Origin of the sequence: Staphylococcus sp. GDY8P57P (assembly GCF_017892585.1) — a bacterium.
GTDB classification, from domain to species: domain Bacteria; phylum Bacillota; class Bacilli; order Staphylococcales; family Staphylococcaceae; genus Staphylococcus; species Staphylococcus borealis.
In genome coordinates, this window is the sequence record NZ_JAESLK010000019.1 from 403,655 (window position 1) to 421,431 (window position 17,777).

Consider the following 17,777-nt stretch of genomic DNA (forward strand, 5'->3'; position numbering starts at 1 on the left):
CTTCTTTTAATCTTATAAAGAATGGTTTAGTACATTACAAAAATTAAAATGATATAAATTACAAATAAAATAACTGATAGGATATTCAGAATTGAAACAGCTTTAGCATCATGTTTTAAAGCTTTGAATGCAGTTACTTCAACATTACCGACAAGTAGGGCTAATACAACAAAGACCCACCAGTTTTCAGCTGGAAATTGTAGTGTTGTTAAGGCTAATACAAATAGTAATAACACACCCATGATAATGCGTAAAATACGAATAAATATAGAATGCATTTTGAAAATACTTATATAACTAACAATGAGATATAAAACGGGTAATAATAATAAGTAGAGTTTCACCTGTTGTCTTCCTTTCTAATTACAACTTATATTATTTGTCTGAAAATAATATACAATTTATTACAAATTGGCAATTACTTAATGGATTGGAAAGGTGCCCAAGTATGACTATTCTTAGTTTAGATGATTACTACAGAAAGCGCTAGGGCAACAAATTAATCCTAAATTGGTCTAAATCAAGACAATCGTTATTTCTGACGTAATTTAGCACGTATGTCAGCAATTTGTAATTCGATGTCTTCTAATTGCTTAACGAGAGGATCTATCGTTTGATTTAGAGATTCTCGCTTTTCGAGGTCATTTTGTAATCGAACATAATCATATTTTAATTCATCTAATTGTGATTCTAAATCCATTAGTCTTAAACCCCTTTAACATCAAAATTTAATAATCACATTGAATTATAGCATGAAACAAGACACTTCTAAAAATGATGTAAATTATGTTAAAGTATTTAACTGTAATAAAATGTTTTAGTAGAAGGAAGGAACTACCGTGACAGAGCAGTTTATAATGATCATTCTTTTAATCGCGCTAGGATATCTATTGAAACGTATAAACTTTTTGAAAGCAGCAGATAGTCAAGTGTTATCAACGCTAGTACTTAATGTCACACTACCTTCTTTAGTTATTGTTAATCTTAACAGTGCATCATTAGATTTTTCATTTTCAATATTACCTATCATGATGATTGCATATGGTGTGCTTGCTAAGATAACTGTTTTATGGCTATTTAACAGACATAATAACCATATTAAAGGTACAGTAGGGATGATGACCGCATCACTTAACATTGGATTATTTGCTTATCCGCTTGTTGATACAATCTGGCCAAAGAACGGTATGATTTATTTTGGTATGGCTGATATAGGTGGCGCAATTATTATGTTTGGCGTAACTTATTTTGTTGGTAGCTATTTTAGTCAAGGCGGAGATCAGTTCGATTTTAAATATCTAGGTAAGAAACTTATTACATCCGTTCCGCTTGTCACATATATCATTATGTTTACTTTGAATATGCTAAATATTCATTTACCAAAGGTGTCAATTGATTTTTTCACAATTATCTCTAAAGCGAACATGCCACTTTCAATGATTTTATTAGGTGTTATGCTTAACTTCAAGATAGAACGTCATTTCTTGCCCATTGCGATTAAATATTTATTAGCACATTATGGTTTAGGCTTAATAGCCGGACTACTCGTTCATTTCTTATTACCTGTTTCAGATGAAATGATTAAGACGACATTGCTTATTGCTTGGCTACTACCTGTAGGTGTAGCGATTATTCCATATTCTATTCAATTTAAATATAAAACGTTACCTTTAGTCGGTATGGTAACGAATATTTCAATCGTTATAAGTATTATCATTCTTTATATTTATCAGGCACTATTTGTATAATAAAGTAATATAAATATGAAAAAAGCAAGCAATTCTTTTTTAGAATTGCTTGCTTTTTATGATTAGCACATAAAACTTAACCTTTACCACCCATGAAGGCAGGGTAGTTCGTCATACCACCATCAACGTAAATTGTAGTTCCATGTATATATTTAGCTAAATCTGAAGCTAAGAATAAAGCAACATTAGCAACATCTTGTGCTTCACCTATTTCTTTAGCTGGAATCATTTCCAATGTTTCTGCGCGTGTATCTGGATCAGAAAATTTTTCCTTAGTATGTTCAGTAACGATTGCACCTGGAGAAATATTATTGATACGAATACCGTGTTGTGCATATTCCATCGACATTGTTTCCATCATTAATTTCAAACCGCCTTTACTAGCAGCATAGTTAACATAGTTAGGCCAAGGTATAGTATCATGTACACTTGATGTATTGATGATAATACCTTTTTTATCTTCTTTTAAGAACTGATTAACAGCTTCTCTAGATCCTATAAAGGCCCCAGTCAAATTAATGTCTATCACTTTTTGCCATTCTTCAACTGACATTTTATGTGATGGAATTGGTTTTTCAAAGCCAGCATTATTAATCATAATGTCTAACGTACCAAATTCATTAACCGCAGCTTGTACTAATTGTTGTACCTCTTCTTCAACGGCTATATCCGCTTGAACTGCAATGGCTTGTCCACCAGCATCATGAATGATCTGCTTGACTGCTTCAATTTCGTCTAAATGACGATTTGAGCGATAATTTAAAACGACTTTTGCTTTTGCTTTACCAAAATTCTCAGCAAACGATTTACCAATGCCACTTCCTGCACCAGTTATAATAATAACTTTGCCTTCTAAATCTGAAAACAATCTGACTCCTCCTTAGTATTAATCAAACTATTTAAGATTTCCTAGTATAAATGCGGCAATGACAATTAGAACGATACCAGACCAAATACCAATCATTTGACGTTTGTCTTTTTTCTCGCCTAATAAGAAAATACCGCCTAATGTTGATACGATAACAAGTAATTGTGATAATGAGAAACTTGTTGCAACACCAACTTTAGGTTGTGAATAGAACATGAATAAGTTACCTACAGCCCATACAACACCAGGGATTAAGTTAAGCGCAGTAGATTTAATATTGGTTTCATGTTTCATTGATAGTAAGAAACCACCAATAGCCATACCAATTGATTGGAAGAATAATGCATCCGTACCACTGACACCAAAGATATCGGCAATTACGACATATCCAACATAACCCACTGTTGAAATGATAAGTATTAACATTGCTTTCTTAAATTCTGGATCATTGGATTGACCCTCATTCTTACCACGTAATGAGGTTAATGCGATACCTGTAACTAATAGAATCATTGCGATAATTCCTAGCGTGACTTGAACACCGGTACTCCATTCACCAAGAAAAATAGCACTAAATAATGTCGTACCAACTAATTGCATACCAGTTGATATTGGCATTGTTTTAGAAACACCGATTAAACTGATTGAACGTAATTGGTTACCTTGTCCAAATGCCCATAACGCACCTGAAATTAAGCCAACGATAATGACTGTTAAATTATCAAATTCTGCTTTACCAATTAAGAGTAATATGAAACCGACAATTAGTGCACCTAATGTCGTACCTCTAATTTGGTTGTAGGGACCGCCACCTACATAGACATTAATTAAAACAACACTCCCCCAAAATAGGGCTGGTAATAATGCGATAAGTATATCTATAAACTGCATTATACTGACACTCTCCTTATTTAATTACTTAAAAGTGCTTCCTTCCTATAACACTCGTGAACATTTTATCTGAAAAATATTCATTTTAAAATGTAAACGCTCAAATACAATCGTATTGAAAATAAAAAGCATAGGAAAGGAACAGTGATTTCATTTAGAAATTTCGTTCTTTCCTATGCTTTCATATAAGCTTAATGATGTAATTGACTTGGATCAATTTTGTATTTAGTATATTCACTTTCAATTTCAAAACCTAATTCATTAAATCGTTCAACTAAGGCAGCATTTTTACTTCGTATTTTAAAATAAACTTTATTCACTGCATAGTGTTCAAAGGCATAATGTATTGCGTACGATAGTAAATCAAATGCGATCCCTTTTAGACGATAATCAGTATGTGAACTAAAATATCTTATTTCAGCTAGCGAAGATTGACTATCGATTTGTAAATAAAGATAACCTTTAAGTAAGCCTTCACTTACAAATAGGAATAAACGATTATATTCATCTAAAGTATTTACAATTTCTTTTGGTGTTAAAGCATTATGCCTAAATGTCTGCGCATGTAATTTACTAAAAGCACGTTGAAATCCCGGCTGATATTCAATGATGTTCATTTCAGCATCTGGTTCATTAAGTGATTGATAGACGTTTAAGTAATAATCCGTAAAGTTATAATTTGCATGAATCGTCTTCATTAAAGGTTTTGAATTTTGTGTGCAATCATTATAAGAGAAGTTAAATGTTGCATTAGCAGATTGTTCATCTCTTAATGCCGAAAATAAAGAAATAAAATGTGCCTCTGTAAAATCAAAATCTGTTTTAACGAATGGTCCAATAACTTTGTACTTATCTTCTTCATATAATATTCCAGTGATGAGTGCGACAATTGAGTCATCTTCTATTAAACAGAAAACACCTGTCGTATTGATAGATGCATTGAGCAACTGTTCTACATCATCATTAGACGAATGAAGTTTATATATATAAGACGCAATTTTGTCTGATGATGAATTAATAAAAGATATGATTTGGTTCAGGTTGCTTACTTTAATAATGTCCATAGCGTACCTCCATTTCAATATCAATTTGTTAAATTAATTATAAATTTATTTATTAGTAATTGAAAGTTTGGACTATTGTCTATCGTGTTACAATTGTATTATTATCAAAAACATTAACTGAGAGATCTTTTATCGAAAGGAAAGTTCTATGAAATCATTAATTTTAGCTGAGAAGCCATCCGTAGCTAGAGATATTGCTGAAGCTATGAATATAAAAGGGAAACGCAATGGTTATATTGAAAATGAGCGTTATATTGTTACATGGGCGTTAGGACATTTAGTTACTAACGCGCAACCTGAACATTATGATAAAGCATTTAAAGAATGGAAACTTGAAGATTTACCTATTATTCCTAAACAAATGCATACGGTCGTCATTGGTAAGACGAGTAAACAATTTAAAACTGTGAAATCACTTATATTAGATAAGAATGTTAAAGATATTGTCATCGCAACTGATGCTGGAAGAGAAGGGGAACTTGTAGCACGTCTCATATTAGATAAAGTTCATAATAAAAAGCCAATTAAACGTTTGTGGATTAGTTCTGTAACTAAGAAAGCAATACGTGATGGTTTTAAAAATTTGAAAGATGGTCGACAATTCCAACATCTTTATGAAGCAGCATTAGCTAGAAGTGAAGCGGATTGGATTGTAGGTATCAATGCTACACGTGCACTTACAACAAAATATGATGCGCAATTATCATTAGGTCGCGTTCAAACGCCAACGATACAATTGGTCAATGCTAGGCAACAAGCAATTAATCATTTTAAGCCTAAGAAATATTATACGTTGTCTAGTGAAATAGCTGGATTAACCTTCCAATTAGCAACGGATCGTCATCATATGACTAAAGAAGATGTCATGCAAATTGCAAATGAAGTCAAACATGCTGAAGGTAGCGTTGACAGCGTTGATAAGAAACTCAAAAAAAGTTATCCAAAACCACTTTATAATTTAACGGATTTGCAACAAGAAGCATATCAACGATACAAAATGGGACCTAAAGAAACACTTAATACCATTCAAAATTTATATGAGCGTCATAAAGTACTCACATATCCACGTACAGATTCTAATTATTTAACTGATGATATGGTTGATACGATTAAAGAACGATTACAAGCATTGCTAGCTACTGATTATAAAGCACAAGTAAGGCCCCTAATAGGACAATCATACTCACGTAAAATGCGTATTTTTAATAATCAAAAAGTATCAGATCATCACGCGATTATTCCAACTGAAGTACGTCCTGATATGGAACGTTTAAGCAATAGAGAAAGCAAGATATATATGATGGTGGCTGAAAGATTCTTGGAATCGTTAATGTCGCCACATGAATATGAAGCAATTAAAGTAAATGTTAGCGTTGGTAAACATACATTTGTTTTAAATGAAAAGATTACCCGTCAATTAGGCTACAAAGCACTTAAAATGAGTAATAATGATGTGGTTAAGGGTGCTTCTTTTAAAAAGGGTGAAAGTTATTATCTAAACAATATCAAGGTTAATGAACATGAAACAACGCCTCCAGAATACTTTAATGAAGGTTCACTGTTAAAAGCGATGGAGAATCCGCAAAACTATATTCAACTTAAAGAAAATAAACACGCTAATACATTGAAGCAAACTGGTGGGATTGGCACAGTTGCGACGCGTGCTGATATCATCGAGAAGCTTTTTAATATCAATGCCATTGAATCTAGAGATGGCAAGATTAAAGTTACACCTAAAGGAAAACAAATTCTAGAACTTGCGCCACAAGAATTAACATCTCCATTGTTGACGGCTGAGTGGGAAGAGAAGTTAATGCAAATTGAAAAAGGTCAGTATAATTCACGACGCTTTATTGACGAAATGAAGTCATTTACGCAAGCTATTGTAAATAATATTAAAAACAGTGAGCAAAAATACAAGCATGACAATTTAACGACAACAGAATGTCCTACCTGTGGAAAATTTATGATTAAAGTTAAAACTAAAAATGGACAAATGTTAGTGTGCCAAGATCCTGCTTGCAAAACTAAAAAGAACGTACAGCGTAAAACCAATGCACGTTGTCCAAATTGTAAAAAGAAAATGACATTATTTGGTAGGGGAAAGGATGCAGTATATCGATGTGTTTGTGGTCATACAGAAACGCAAGAACAAATGGATAAAAGGTTCAAAAATAAAACGAGTGGCAAAGTATCTAAAAAAGAAATGAAAAAATATATGAATAAAGAGGAGTCACTTGAGAATAACCCGTTTAAAGATGCACTGAAAAATCTAAAATTATAGTTTAAAATCGAACTTAATTAAGTTAAATGTCGAAAAAGTTCGTTTTTAGTATTGTGTTTTTCGACAAGTAATATTAAAATATTAAAGTATTTCAATTAAAGGAGTTTAAAGCCGTGAAAAAATACTTTCAATTCGACGAGTATGATACTAACTATAAGAAAGAGATCATCGGTGGTATCACAACTTTCTTATCAATGGCATACATTTTAGCTGTAAATCCTCAAGTATTAAGTTTAGCAGGTGTTAAAGGCGTATCAGGCGACATGACAATGGATCAAGGCGCTATTTTTGTAGCAACAGCTTTAGCAGCATTTGTGGGTTCTTTATTTATGGGACTGATTGCGAAATATCCAATCGCACTTGCACCAGGTATGGGACTTAATGCATTCTTCGCATTTACGGTAGTATTAACGATGGGTATCCCTTGGCAAATAGGTTTAACAGGGGTATTATTCTCGGGAATATTCTTTGCAATTCTAACTGCAACCGGTCTTCGAGAGATAATTATTAATGCTATTCCGTATCAAATGAAAATGGCAGTATCTGCTGGGATTGGATTATTTATTACTTTTGTAGGTTTACAAAGTGCTGGTATCATTGTAAAAAATGATTCTACATTAGTTACATTAGGACATTTAACTAAAGGTCCTGTTTTATTGGCAATCTTTGGTATCGCGATAACAATTATTTTATACGCTAGAAAAGTACCAGGCTCAATTTTTATTGGTATGATTATAACTGCTATCGTTGGAATGATAACAGGACTAATACATACACCTTCAGGCATAGTAGGTAAAATACCTAGCATTACACCAACATTTGGTGCAGCCTTTGAAGCATTTAAAGATCCAGGCCAATTATTTACGATTCAATTTTTAATTGTTATTTTAACATTCTTCTTTATAGACTTTTTCGATACTGCAGGAACATTGGTGGCTGTAGCAACTCAAGCGGGTATTATGAAGGAAAACAAATTACCTAGAGCAGGTAGAGCGTTATTTGCCGATTCACTCGCAACTATTGTGGGCGCGATCTTTGGTACAACAACTACAACGTCTTACATCGAATCAACGTCAGGTGTAGCGGTTGGAGCAAGAACAGGGTTTGCAAGTATAGTAACTGGATTCTGTTTCTTGTTAGCATTATTCTTCAGTCCGTTAATTGAAATTGTTACAAGTGCAGTAACAACACCTGCATTAGTAGTGGTTGGTATTTTAATGGCTGCGAATTTTGCAGAAATTAACTGGAAGAAATTTGAAGTCGCAGTGCCAGCATTTATAACAATTATTATGATGCCACTATCATATTCAATTGCAACTGGTATTGCTTGTGGATTCATATTCTATCCAATTACAATGATCATTACAAAAAAACATAAAGAAGTACATCCAATTATGTATTTCTTAATGGTACTATTCATTCTATACTTCATCTTTGTACACGGCTAAATCGTCATAAAGGGCTGTAACAATATAATAAGATAATGCTACTTTGCAAATTAATAGTAGTTGACTGAACTAAGATTTTTCAGTTCTAGTCATCCTTGCGGGCGGGGCCCAGCAAAGAGAAATTCATTATTTAATTCTACAAGTTAAGCAAGCTAGGGGCGGACGATGAAATTAAAAGAATCCGTCCCACTCCTTTCCTACGATTAGTCAAGCAGTTACAAATAAAATAAGCATTACTTAACTAAACCGTTCAATTTTAATTTTTTGAATAAGGTGTTAAATTGTAGTTGGTTGTACGTTTGGCTAATGTGGGAACATTTGATAATCGTACGATCTTTGATTCATTACCAGATAATGAATCGTTTTTAATAGTCGATTTATACAAGCGATGACGGCAGTCTTTTGAGATTACTCATTAGGCTGCTTTTTTAGTTTATAATAATAGTCGGCGACATGATTATCGTAGTTACGTTAACTCTAAATAATACTCATCACTATCCAAAATAATAATGGTCTAGCTTTTTTACTTCCCGTTTATTAATTGTATCCCTATAGTGAGTGTTACTAGATTGATATCGTTTGATATCCATGCCTATATAAAAATAGCTGTGAAGAAATCTACCGTCATAGATCTCTTCACAGCTAATCTAAGATTGTTTTAAATTACCATTTTTTGGATTGATCATCTTTATATTGTGTGTAAACGACTTTAGCATCTTTATTACGAACGTAATTAGGTGCGTTTAAAACAACGAAAATAAAGAAAACCATTAGGAAGAATAGAATCCAATGGACAAACATACCAATAATAGGAATAAATGCGATAAAAGAACCAACAATACCTATAATAGGAATGATAGACATTGGCTTAATAGCATTTTGAGTATCTATTAATAGAATAAGAGCTACTATAAGATATAAAAAGGCATTAACTAATAAGGGTTGCCAACCGAAGCCTAAAATAAAGCTTCCGCCTAGAAATGGTATACCATAGAAAAATTCACAAATTAATAAGACGACGCTAATAATTGCAAGCGCAGTTTTAGTACCTTTCTTCAAAACATTCACCTCCGGATGTAAATAAAAGAAACAAATTCAAATTTCTACTATCAAATAGAAGAAATCAAAATTCATAACAACAATTACCTATATTATAAAGTAAAAACAAAAAAAGGGAAAAAATTTACCTAAAATGGTTGATGTCCTCATCTATTTAAAGTACAATACTTAGGTATGTGTTAGACAAAGTACAAAAAGTTATAGAAAAGCCTTGATTTATCAATGTTTTTCCTGTAACATATCTAATGTTGGACTTGATGAAAGCGATGAAGCGAAAGGTTACTGACACACCCGGCCGCTTTGCCATGGCGTTGTGTGAGATAGTTTTCGTGGAGAAGTCTATCACTTAAATGTAGACGAATAAGGAGGGAAAATTATGGCAAAACAAAAAATCAGAATCAGATTAAAAGCTTACGATCACCGTGTGATTGATCAATCAGCAGAGAAAATTGTTGAAACTGCAAAACGTTCTGGTGCAGAAGTTTCTGGACCGATTCCGTTACCAACTGAAAAATCAGTTTACACAATTATCCGTGCGGTGCATAAGTACAAAGATTCACGTGAACAATTCGAACAACGTACACATAAACGTTTAATCGATATTGTTAACCCAACACCAAAAACAGTTGATGCCCTAATGGGATTAAACTTACCATCTGGTGTAGACATCGAAATTAAATTATAATAGAAAATTTTAGGAGGTGGACTTTCGATGACCAAAGGAATCTTAGGAAGAAAAATTGGGATGACACAAGTATTCGGAGAAAACGGTGAATTAATCCCAGTAACAGTAGTAGAAGCAAGTCAAAACGTAGTATTACAAAAGAAAACTGAAGAAGTAGATGGCTACAATGCTATCCAAGTAGGTTTTGAAGACAAAAAAGCATATAAAAAAGATGCTAAATCAAATAAATATGCAAATAAACCAGCTGAAGGTCACGCTAAGAAAGCGGGCACAGCACCTAAGCGCTTCATTCGTGAATTCAGAAACGTTAATGTTGATGAATACGAAGTAGGTCAAGAAGTCACAGTAGATACTTTTGAAGCTGGAGACATTATTGATGTAACTGGAACTTCAAAAGGTAAAGGTTTCCAAGGTGCAATTAAACGTCATGGTCAAGCACGTGGACCAATGGCTCACGGTTCTCATTTCCACAGAGCACCAGGTTCAGTAGGTATGGCTTCAGATGCATCAAGAGTATTCAAAGGCCAAAAAATGCCTGGACGTATGGGTGGAAACACAGTTACTGTTCAAAACTTAGAAGTAGTTCAAGTTGATACAGATAACAACGTAATTTTAGTAAAAGGTAACGTACCTGGACCTAAAAAAGGTTTCTTAGAAATCCAAACTTCAATCAAAAAAGGTAATAAATAATAAGTAGCGAAAGGAGGAAAAGCATAATGGCTAATTATGATGTTTTAAAAGTAGACGGATCTAAATCAGGTTCTGTTGAATTAAGCGATTCAGTATTCGCTATTGAACCAAATAACAGTGTTCTTTTCGAAGCAATTAATTTACAACGTGCTTCATTACGACAAGGAACTCACGCAGTTAAAAATCGTTCTGCTGTACGTGGTGGCGGACGTAAACCATGGAGACAAAAAGGTACAGGACGTGCACGTCAAGGTACTATTCGTGCCCCACAATGGCGTGGTGGTGGTATCGTATTCGGTCCAACACCAAGAAGTTATGCATACAAAATGCCTAAGAAAATGCGTCGTTTAGCATTACGTTCTGCATTATCTTTCAAAGTGAAAGAAAATAACTTCACTATCGTTGATAATTTTGGTTTTGAAGCTCCAAAAACAAAAGAATTCAAAAACGTATTAACTACACTTGAACAACCTAAAAAAGTGTTAGTAGTTACTGATAGCGAAGATGTAAACGTTGAATTATCTGCACGTAACATCCCTGGCGTACAAGTTAGTACTGCTCAAGGATTAAACGTATTAGATATCACTAGCGCTGACAGTGTTATTATTACTGAATCAGCTGCGAAAAAAGTTGAGGAGGTGCTCGGATAATGGAAGCAAGAGATGTTCTTAAGCGCCCCGTAATCACTGAAAAATCTTCTGAAGCAATGGCTGAAGATAAATACACTTTTGACGTAGATACTCGTGCTAATAAAACACAAGTTAAAATTGCAGTTGAAGAAATTTTCGACGTTAAAGTTGCAAATGTAAACATCATCAACTACAAACCTAAGAAAAAACGTATGGGCCGTTACCAAGGCTATACAAACAAAAGAAGAAAAGCGATTGTTACTTTAAAAGAAGGTTCAATTGACTTATTCAACTAAACAATAAAATAAAAGTTACCATTAAGGAGGTAAGCGACAATGGCTCTTAAAAAATATAAGCCAATTACAAATGGTCGTCGTAATATGACTAGTTTAGATTTTGCTGAAATCACGAAATCAACTCCTGAAAAGTCATTATTACAACCGTTACCGAAAAAAGCGGGTCGTAACAACCAAGGTAAATTGACAGTTCGTCACCATGGTGGAGGACACAAACGTCAATACCGTGTTATCGATTTCAAACGTAACAAAGATGGAATCACTGCAAAAGTTGATTCAATCCAATATGATCCAAACCGTTCAGCTAACATTGCTTTATTAGTATATGCTGATGGTGAAAAACGTTATATTATTGCTCCAAAAGGATTACAAGTAGGCCAAGTAGTTGAAAGTGGTGTAGATGCTGACATTAAAGTTGGTAACGCATTACCTTTACAAAACATTCCTGTTGGTACTGTAATTCACAATATCGAATTAAAACCTGGTAAAGGTGGACAATTAGCTCGTTCAGCGGGTGCAAGTTCACAAGTACTTGGTAAAGAAGGTAAATACGTATTAATCAGATTACGTTCTGGTGAAGTTCGTATGATCTTATCAACTTGCCGTGCTACAATTGGACAAGTTGGTAACTTACAACATGAATTAGTTAATGTTGGTAAAGCTGGACGTTCTAGATGGAAAGGTATCCGTCCAACAGTTCGTGGTTCAGTAATGAACCCTAACGATCACCCACACGGTGGTGGTGAAGGTCGTGCTCCAATCGGTAGACCATCTCCAATGTCACCATGGGGTAAACCAACACTTGGTAAGAAAACTCGTCGTGGTAAAAAATCATCAGACAAACTTATCGTTCGTGGACGTAAGAAAAAATAATAACAACTTATTTGGGTGTGCGGCTTAATTGCTGCACGCACACAATAAGAAGGGAGGCGCCCAAATGGCTCGTAGTATTAAAAAAGGACCTTTCGTCGATGATCATTTAATGAAAAAAGTAGAAGCTCAAGACGGAAGTGAAAAGAAACAAGTAATCAAAACATGGTCTCGTCGTTCTACAATTTTCCCAAATTTCATCGGTCATACTTTTGCAGTATACGATGGTCGTAAACATGTACCTGTTTATGTAACTGAAGATATGGTAGGTCACAAATTAGGTGAATTTGCTCCAACTCGTACATTTAAAGGACATGCTGCAGACGATAAAAAAACTAGAAGATAATAAATAGAAGTAGAGGAGGAAATCCTAATGGAAGCAAAAGCGGTTGCTAGAACAATCAGAATCGCACCTCGTAAAGTAAGATTAGTTCTTGACTTAATTAGAGGTAAAAATGCTGGAGAAGCTATTGCTATTTTAAAATTAACTAACAAAGCTTCATCACCAGTAATTGAAAAAGTATTAATGTCCGCTTTAGCAAATGCTGAACATAACTATGACATGAACACTGATGAATTAGTAGTTAAAGAAGCATATGCAAATGAAGGACCAACTTTAAAACGTTTCCGTCCACGTGCACAAGGTCGTGCAAGTGCTATCAATAAACGTACAAGCCACATTACAATCGTCGTAAGTGACGGTAAAGAAGAAGCTAAAGAAGCTTAATAACTATTTAAGGAGGGAACACTGTGGGTCAAAAAATTAATCCTATCGGACTTCGTGTCGGTATCATCCGTGACTGGGAAGCAAAATGGTATGCTGAAAAAGATTTCGCTTCACTATTACACGAAGATTTAAGAATCCGTAAATTCATTGATAACGAATTAAAAGAAGCATCAGTTTCTCACGTTGAAATCGAACGTGCTGCTAACCGTATTAACATTGCCATTCACACTGGTAAACCAGGTATGGTAATTGGTAAAGGCGGATCAGAAATTGAAAAACTTCGTAATAAATTAAACAACTTAACTGATAAAAAAGTACACATCAACGTTATCGAAATCAAGAAAATTGATATCGATTCTCGTTTAGTTGCTGAGAATATTGCACGTCAATTAGAAAACCGTGCTTCATTCCGTCGTGTACAAAAACAAGCTATTTCAAGAGCTATGAAACTTGGTGCTAAAGGTATCAAAACTCAAGTATCAGGTCGTTTAGGCGGAGCTGACATTGCTCGTGCTGAACAATATTCAGAAGGAACTGTTCCACTTCATACTTTACGTGCTGACATCGATTATGCACATGCTGAAGCAGACACTACTTACGGTAAATTAGGTGTTAAAGTATGGATTTATCGTGGTGAAGTTCTTCCTACTAAGAATACTAGTGAAGGAGGAAAATAATAATGTTACTACCAAAACGTGTTAAATATCGTCGTCAACATCGTCCTAAAACAACTGGTCGTTCTAAAGGCGGTAACTATGTAACATTTGGTGAGTATGGATTACAAGCTACTACAACATCTTGGATTACTTCTCGTCAAATCGAATCTGCTCGTATTGCTATGACACGTTACATGAAACGTGGCGGGAAAGTTTGGATTAAAATCTTCCCTCATACACCATATACTAAAAAACCTTTAGAAGTACGTATGGGTGCTGGTAAAGGTGCCGTTGAAGGCTGGATCGCTGTTGTAAAACCAGGTAGAATTTTATTCGAGGTTGCAGGCGTATCAGAAGAAGTTGCTCGTGAAGCATTACGTTTAGCAAGTCACAAACTTCCAGTAAAAACTAAGTTTGTAAAACGTGAAGAATTGGGTGGTGAAACAAATGAAAGCTAAGGAAATTAGAGACTTAACCACTTCAGAAATCGAAGAACAAATCAAATCTTCAAAAGAAGAGCTTTTTAACCTACGCTTTCAGTTAGCTACAGGTCAATTAGAGGAAACTGCACGTATTCGTACAGTTAGAAAAACGATTGCACGTCTAAAAACTGTTGCTCGTGAAAGAGAAATCGAAGAAAGTAAAGCTAATCAATAAAACATTCGAAAGAGGAGGTTACAAAAGTGAGTGAAAGAAACGATCGTAAAGTTTATGTAGGTAAAGTTGTTTCAGATAAAATGGACAAAACTATCACTGTATTAGTTGAAACTTACAAAACACACAAATTATACGGTAAACGTGTAAAATACTCTAAAAAATACAAAACTCATGATGAAAACAATTCAGCTAAATTAGGAGACATTGTTAAAATTCAAGAAACTCGTCCTTTATCAGCATCAAAACGTTTTCGTTTAGTAGAAATTGTTGAAGAGTCAGTAATTATTTAATACAAGATTAGAGATAAGGGAGGTTTAACTAATGATTCAACAAGAAACTCGTTTAAAAGTAGCAGACAACTCTGGTGCTCGTGAAGTTCTTACAATTAAAGTATTAGGTGGATCTGGTCGCAAAACAGCGAACATCGGCGATGTTATCGTATGTACTGTTAAAAATGCAACACCAGGTGGCGTTGTTAAAAAAGGTGACGTAGTCAAAGCTGTTGTCGTTAGAACTAAATCAGGCGTTCGTCGTAATGATGGTTCTTATATTAAGTTTGATGAAAATGCATGTGTCATTATTCGTGATGACAAAGGCCCACGTGGTACTCGTATCTTTGGTCCTGTTGCTCGTGAATTACGTGAAGGCAACTTCATGAAAATCGTTTCATTAGCACCAGAAGTACTTTAATTTATAAAAACCAAATCATTTAAGGAGGTGCCCACATGCATATCAAAAAAGGTGACAACGTAAAAGTTATCGCAGGTAAAGACAAAGGTAAAGAAGGTAAAGTAATCGCTACTGAACCTAAAAAAGACCGTGTCGTTGTGGAAGGTGTTAACGTAATTAAAAAACACCAAAAACCAACTCAATTAAATCCTGAAGGTGGAATCTTAGAAACAGAGGCAGCAATCCATGTTTCTAACGTACAATTATTAGACCCTAAAACAAACGAACCTACACGTGTCGGTTACAAATTTGTTGATGGTAAAAAAGTTCGTATCGCTAAAAAATCTGGCGAAGAAATCAAATCTAATAATTAATAACTAGTTGAAAGGAGGATCCACTTTGAACCGTTTAAAAGAAAGATACAATACTGAAGTTACTGAAAACTTAGTTAAAAAATTCAACTATAGTTCTGTAATGGAAGTACCAAAAATCGAAAAAATCGTTGTAAATATGGGTGTAGGTGATGCAGTTCAAAACTCTAAAGTGTTAGATAACGCTGTAGAAGAATTAGAATTAATCACTGGTCAAAAACCATTAGTAACAAAAGCTAAAAAATCAGTTGCAACATTCCGTTTACGTGAAGGTATGCCAATCGGTGCGAAAGTTACACTTCGCGGAGAAAGAATGTATGAATTCTTAGATAAATTAATCGCAGTTTCATTACCTCGTGTACGTGACTTCCAAGGTGTTTCTAAAACAGCATTCGATGGTCGTGGTAACTACACATTAGGAATTAAAGAACAATTAATTTTCCCAGAAATCGACTATGATAAAGTAAGTAAAGTAAGAGGAATGGATATTGTTATCGTAACAACTGCTAACACTGACGAGGAAGCTCGTGAATTGTTAACAAACTTCGGTATGCCATTTCGTAAATAATCTCTAAAAAGGAGGCTAATTAAGTGGCTAAAACTTCTATGGTTGCTAAGCAACAGAAAAAACAAAAATATGCAGTACGTGAATATACTCGTTGTGAACGTTGTGGTCGTCCACATTCTGTATATCGTAAATTTAAATTATGCCGTATTTGTTTCCGTGAATTAGCTTACAAAGGGCAAATCCCTGGCGTACGTAAAGCTAGCTGGTAATATATAAGAGTCTGAAAGGAGGCAACAATCAATGACAATGACAGATCCAATCGCAGATATGCTTACTCGTGTAAGAAACGCAAACATGGTGCGTCACGAGAAATTAGAATTACCTGCGTCTAACATTAAAAAACAAATTGCTGAAATCTTAAAAAGTGAAGGTTTCATTAAAAACGTAGAATACGTTGAAGATGATAAACAAGGTGTTATTCGTTTATTCTTAAAATATGGTCAAAACAATGAACGTGTTATCACAGGATTAAAACGTATCTCTAAACCAGGTTTACGTGTTTATGCTAAAGCAAACGAAGTACCTAAAGTATTAAATGGTTTAGGTATTGCATTAGTTTCAACTTCTGAAGGTGTTATCACTGACAAAGAAGCAAGAAAACGTAACGTTGGCGGAGAAATTATCGCATACGTTTGGTAATAATAAATAAGGAGGTGCCATAACATGAGTCGTGTTGGTAAGAAAATTATTGACATCCCTAGCGACGTTACAGTAACTTTTGATGGTCATACTGCTACTGTAAAAGGTCCTAAAGGTGAATTAACTAGAACATTTAACGAAAGAATGACTTTCAAACAAGAAGAAAACACTATCGAAGTTGTAAGACCTACTGAGTCTAAAGAAGATAGAACAGTTCATGGTACAACTCGTGCTTTATTAAATAATATGGTACAAGGTGTTTCTCAAGGTTTCGAAAAAACTCTTGAGCTTGTTGGTGTAGGTTACCGTGCTCAAATGCAAGGTAGTGACTTAGTATTAAACGTTGGTTACTCTCACCCTGTTGAAATTAAAGCTGAAGATGGCATTACTTTCGCAGTAGAGAAAAACACAACTGTTAGAGTATCTGGTGTATCTAAAGAACAAGTTGGTGCAATCGCATCTAACATCCGTTCAGTAAGACCTCCAGAACCTTACAAAGGAAAAGGTATCCGTTACCAAGGTGAATACGTTCGCCGTAAAGAAGGTAAAACAGGTAAATAATAGATAACTCTCTTAAGAAAGGAGTAATACAATGATCAGTAAAATTGATAAAAACAAAGTGCGTTTGAAAAGACATGCTCGTGTGCGTACTAAATTATCAGGTACAGCTGAAAAACCACGTTTAAATGTATATCGTTCAAACAAACACATTTATGCACAAATTATCGATGATGTTAAAGGCGTAACTTTAGCTCAAGCTTCATCAAAAGATAAAGATATCGCAAGCGAATCAGCTTCTAAAGTAGATTTATCTACAAAAGTAGGCGAAGCAATTGCTAAAAAAGCATCAGAAAAAGGCATTAAAGAAATCGTATTTGATCGTGGCGGTTATTTATACCATGGTCGTGTAAAAGCTTTAGCAGAAGCTGCTAGAGAAAGCGGATTAGAATTTTAATTT

General features: G+C 34.4%; 27 protein-coding genes. 21 read left to right on the top strand and 6 right to left on the bottom strand.

The annotated features are described in order from the left end of the window. Positions 1-26 precede the first annotated feature (26 nt). On the bottom strand, positions 27-344 hold the full coding sequence (gene mspA, locus KA878_RS08820; protein WP_053028564.1) for a membrane stabilizing protein MspA: 318 nt from the start codon (positions 342-344) through the stop codon (positions 27-29). Between the two features lie 188 nt (positions 345-532). Continuing rightward, positions 533-700, bottom strand: a complete 168-nt coding sequence (locus KA878_RS08825) for an SE1832 family protein (RefSeq protein ID WP_178377470.1) — start codon at positions 698-700, stop codon at positions 533-535. A gap of 139 nt (positions 701-839) precedes the next feature. Here KA878_RS08825 and KA878_RS08830 point away from each other — a divergent pair, with 139 nt between their 5' ends. Then, complete coding sequence (locus tag KA878_RS08830) at positions 840-1,748, top strand: AEC family transporter (RefSeq protein ID WP_193839064.1); 909 nt, start codon at positions 840-842, stop codon at positions 1,746-1,748. Between the two features lie 76 nt (positions 1,749-1,824). Here the strand turns inward: KA878_RS08830 and KA878_RS08835 are convergent, their stop codons facing one another. From KA878_RS08835 to KA878_RS08845, 3 genes are all read right to left on the bottom strand, one after another. Continuing rightward, positions 1,825-2,616 (bottom strand): glucose 1-dehydrogenase, encoded by a 792-nt coding sequence (locus KA878_RS08835; protein ID WP_053028562.1) that lies wholly within the window; start codon positions 2,614-2,616, stop codon positions 1,825-1,827. 27 nt (positions 2,617-2,643) lie between these two features. After that, positions 2,644-3,507, bottom strand: a complete 864-nt coding sequence (locus KA878_RS08840) for a GRP family sugar transporter (protein ID WP_053028561.1) — start codon at positions 3,505-3,507, stop codon at positions 2,644-2,646. A gap of 191 nt (positions 3,508-3,698) precedes the next feature. After that, entirely contained in the window at positions 3,699-4,571 is an 873-nt protein-coding gene (locus tag KA878_RS08845; RefSeq protein ID WP_075108006.1) for a GNAT family N-acetyltransferase, read from the bottom strand. A gap of 148 nt (positions 4,572-4,719) precedes the next feature. Here KA878_RS08845 and KA878_RS08850 point away from each other — a divergent pair, with 148 nt between their 5' ends. Together KA878_RS08850 and KA878_RS08855 are read left to right on the top strand one after the other, a co-directional pair. Then, the gene (locus tag KA878_RS08850) at positions 4,720-6,855 is read left to right on the top strand and encodes a DNA topoisomerase III (protein WP_193839065.1); all 2,136 of its coding nucleotides are present in this window, start codon (positions 4,720-4,722) and stop codon (positions 6,853-6,855) included. A 113-nt stretch (positions 6,856-6,968) separates the two neighbouring features. Then, a complete protein-coding gene (locus tag KA878_RS08855) occupies positions 6,969-8,303 on the top strand; it encodes an NCS2 family permease (RefSeq protein WP_193839066.1) in 1,335 nt (444 codons plus the stop codon). Between the two features lie 663 nt (positions 8,304-8,966). On the opposite strand, the gene KA878_RS08865 is transcribed toward KA878_RS08855, so the two are convergent. Then, complete coding sequence (locus KA878_RS08865; RefSeq protein ID WP_053028557.1) at positions 8,967-9,362, bottom strand: hypothetical protein; 396 nt, start codon at positions 9,360-9,362, stop codon at positions 8,967-8,969. 376 nt (positions 9,363-9,738) lie between these two features. Between KA878_RS08865 and rpsJ the strand changes: the two genes are divergently transcribed. The 18 genes from rpsJ to rplR all read left to right on the top strand — a co-directional run bounded on the left by rpsJ (position 9,739) and on the right by rplR (position 17,774). Further along, on the top strand, positions 9,739-10,047 hold the full coding sequence (rpsJ, locus tag KA878_RS08870; RefSeq protein WP_015900978.1) for a 30S ribosomal protein S10: 309 nt from the start codon (positions 9,739-9,741) through the stop codon (positions 10,045-10,047). A 27-nt stretch (positions 10,048-10,074) separates the two neighbouring features. Then, on the top strand, positions 10,075-10,737 hold the full coding sequence (rplC, locus tag KA878_RS08875; protein WP_053028556.1) for a 50S ribosomal protein L3: 663 nt from the start codon (positions 10,075-10,077) through the stop codon (positions 10,735-10,737). Between the two features lie 26 nt (positions 10,738-10,763). Next, positions 10,764-11,387, top strand: a complete 624-nt coding sequence (gene rplD / locus KA878_RS08880; RefSeq protein WP_011275126.1) for a 50S ribosomal protein L4 — start codon at positions 10,764-10,766, stop codon at positions 11,385-11,387. Further along, on the top strand, positions 11,387-11,662 hold the full coding sequence (gene rplW, locus KA878_RS08885; RefSeq protein ID WP_011275127.1) for a 50S ribosomal protein L23: 276 nt from the start codon (positions 11,387-11,389) through the stop codon (positions 11,660-11,662). Before rplD ends, rplW begins: the two co-directional genes overlap by 1 nt. A gap of 39 nt (positions 11,663-11,701) precedes the next feature. Continuing rightward, entirely contained in the window at positions 11,702-12,535 is an 834-nt protein-coding gene (gene rplB / locus KA878_RS08890) for a 50S ribosomal protein L2 (protein ID WP_107614134.1), read from the top strand. Between the two features lie 64 nt (positions 12,536-12,599). Next, complete coding sequence (rpsS, locus tag KA878_RS08895) at positions 12,600-12,878, top strand: 30S ribosomal protein S19 (RefSeq protein ID WP_001829710.1); 279 nt, start codon at positions 12,600-12,602, stop codon at positions 12,876-12,878. A 27-nt stretch (positions 12,879-12,905) separates the two neighbouring features. Then, positions 12,906-13,259 (top strand): 50S ribosomal protein L22, encoded by a 354-nt coding sequence (gene rplV, locus KA878_RS08900; protein ID WP_001829734.1) that lies wholly within the window; start codon positions 12,906-12,908, stop codon positions 13,257-13,259. A 23-nt stretch (positions 13,260-13,282) separates the two neighbouring features. Continuing rightward, positions 13,283-13,936: a 30S ribosomal protein S3 gene (gene rpsC / locus KA878_RS08905; RefSeq protein ID WP_193839067.1), complete on the top strand. Its 654-nt coding sequence runs from the start codon at positions 13,283-13,285 to the stop codon at positions 13,934-13,936. Positions 13,937-13,938: 2 nt separating this feature from the next. Further along, positions 13,939-14,373: a 50S ribosomal protein L16 gene (rplP, locus tag KA878_RS08910; RefSeq protein WP_002432945.1), complete on the top strand. Its 435-nt coding sequence runs from the start codon at positions 13,939-13,941 to the stop codon at positions 14,371-14,373. Further along, positions 14,363-14,572, top strand: a complete 210-nt coding sequence (gene rpmC / locus KA878_RS08915; RefSeq protein ID WP_011275130.1) for a 50S ribosomal protein L29 — start codon at positions 14,363-14,365, stop codon at positions 14,570-14,572. The genes rplP and rpmC overlap by 11 nt, the downstream gene beginning before the upstream one ends. Positions 14,573-14,598: 26 nt before the next feature. Continuing rightward, a complete protein-coding gene (rpsQ, locus tag KA878_RS08920) occupies positions 14,599-14,862 on the top strand; it encodes a 30S ribosomal protein S17 (RefSeq protein ID WP_011275131.1) in 264 nt (87 codons plus the stop codon). Positions 14,863-14,893: 31 nt separating this feature from the next. Continuing rightward, positions 14,894-15,262 (top strand): 50S ribosomal protein L14, encoded by a 369-nt coding sequence (gene rplN / locus KA878_RS08925; protein ID WP_002466492.1) that lies wholly within the window; start codon positions 14,894-14,896, stop codon positions 15,260-15,262. Positions 15,263-15,297: 35 nt separating this feature from the next. After that, positions 15,298-15,615 (top strand): 50S ribosomal protein L24, encoded by a 318-nt coding sequence (gene rplX / locus KA878_RS08930; RefSeq protein ID WP_002448459.1) that lies wholly within the window; start codon positions 15,298-15,300, stop codon positions 15,613-15,615. A 25-nt stretch (positions 15,616-15,640) separates the two neighbouring features. Next, a complete protein-coding gene (rplE, locus tag KA878_RS08935; protein WP_011275133.1) occupies positions 15,641-16,180 on the top strand; it encodes a 50S ribosomal protein L5 in 540 nt (179 codons plus the stop codon). Between the two features lie 23 nt (positions 16,181-16,203). After that, positions 16,204-16,389 (top strand): type Z 30S ribosomal protein S14, encoded by a 186-nt coding sequence (locus KA878_RS08940; protein ID WP_001140799.1) that lies wholly within the window; start codon positions 16,204-16,206, stop codon positions 16,387-16,389. A gap of 31 nt (positions 16,390-16,420) precedes the next feature. After that, a complete protein-coding gene (rpsH, locus tag KA878_RS08945) occupies positions 16,421-16,819 on the top strand; it encodes a 30S ribosomal protein S8 (protein WP_011275134.1) in 399 nt (132 codons plus the stop codon). A gap of 24 nt (positions 16,820-16,843) precedes the next feature. Further along, positions 16,844-17,380 (top strand): 50S ribosomal protein L6, encoded by a 537-nt coding sequence (gene rplF, locus KA878_RS08950; protein WP_011275135.1) that lies wholly within the window; start codon positions 16,844-16,846, stop codon positions 17,378-17,380. 31 nt (positions 17,381-17,411) lie between these two features. Then, entirely contained in the window at positions 17,412-17,774 is a 363-nt protein-coding gene (gene rplR / locus KA878_RS08955; RefSeq protein ID WP_053028553.1) for a 50S ribosomal protein L18, read from the top strand. Positions 17,775-17,777 lie beyond the last annotated feature (3 nt).

Coding starts and splice junctions, on each gene's coding strand:
- rplX (WP_002448459.1), top strand. CDS start 15,298: ATGCATATCAAAAAAGGTGACAACGTAAAAGTTATCGCAGGTAAAGAC.
- rplV (WP_001829734.1), top strand. CDS start 12,906: ATGGAAGCAAAAGCGGTTGCTAGAACAATCAGAATCGCACCTCGTAAA.
- KA878_RS08845 (WP_075108006.1), bottom strand. CDS start 4,571: ATGGACATTATTAAAGTAAGCAACCTGAACCAAATCATATCTTTTATT.
- rplN (WP_002466492.1), top strand. CDS start 14,894: ATGATTCAACAAGAAACTCGTTTAAAAGTAGCAGACAACTCTGGTGCT.
- rplP (WP_002432945.1), top strand. CDS start 13,939: ATGTTACTACCAAAACGTGTTAAATATCGTCGTCAACATCGTCCTAAA.
- rpmC (WP_011275130.1), top strand. CDS start 14,363: ATGAAAGCTAAGGAAATTAGAGACTTAACCACTTCAGAAATCGAAGAA.
- KA878_RS08840 (WP_053028561.1), bottom strand. CDS start 3,507: ATGCAGTTTATAGATATACTTATCGCATTATTACCAGCCCTATTTTGG.
- rplB (WP_107614134.1), top strand. CDS start 11,702: ATGGCTCTTAAAAAATATAAGCCAATTACAAATGGTCGTCGTAATATG.
- rplD (WP_011275126.1), top strand. CDS start 10,764: ATGGCTAATTATGATGTTTTAAAAGTAGACGGATCTAAATCAGGTTCT.
- rpsS (WP_001829710.1), top strand. CDS start 12,600: ATGGCTCGTAGTATTAAAAAAGGACCTTTCGTCGATGATCATTTAATG.
- rpsH (WP_011275134.1), top strand. CDS start 16,421: ATGACAATGACAGATCCAATCGCAGATATGCTTACTCGTGTAAGAAAC.
- rplR (WP_053028553.1), top strand. CDS start 17,412: ATGATCAGTAAAATTGATAAAAACAAAGTGCGTTTGAAAAGACATGCT.
- KA878_RS08825 (WP_178377470.1), bottom strand. CDS start 700: ATGGATTTAGAATCACAATTAGATGAATTAAAATATGATTATGTTCGA.
- rplC (WP_053028556.1), top strand. CDS start 10,075: ATGACCAAAGGAATCTTAGGAAGAAAAATTGGGATGACACAAGTATTC.
- KA878_RS08850 (WP_193839065.1), top strand. CDS start 4,720: ATGAAATCATTAATTTTAGCTGAGAAGCCATCCGTAGCTAGAGATATT.
- rplW (WP_011275127.1), top strand. CDS start 11,387: ATGGAAGCAAGAGATGTTCTTAAGCGCCCCGTAATCACTGAAAAATCT.
- rpsJ (WP_015900978.1), top strand. CDS start 9,739: ATGGCAAAACAAAAAATCAGAATCAGATTAAAAGCTTACGATCACCGT.
- rplF (WP_011275135.1), top strand. CDS start 16,844: ATGAGTCGTGTTGGTAAGAAAATTATTGACATCCCTAGCGACGTTACA.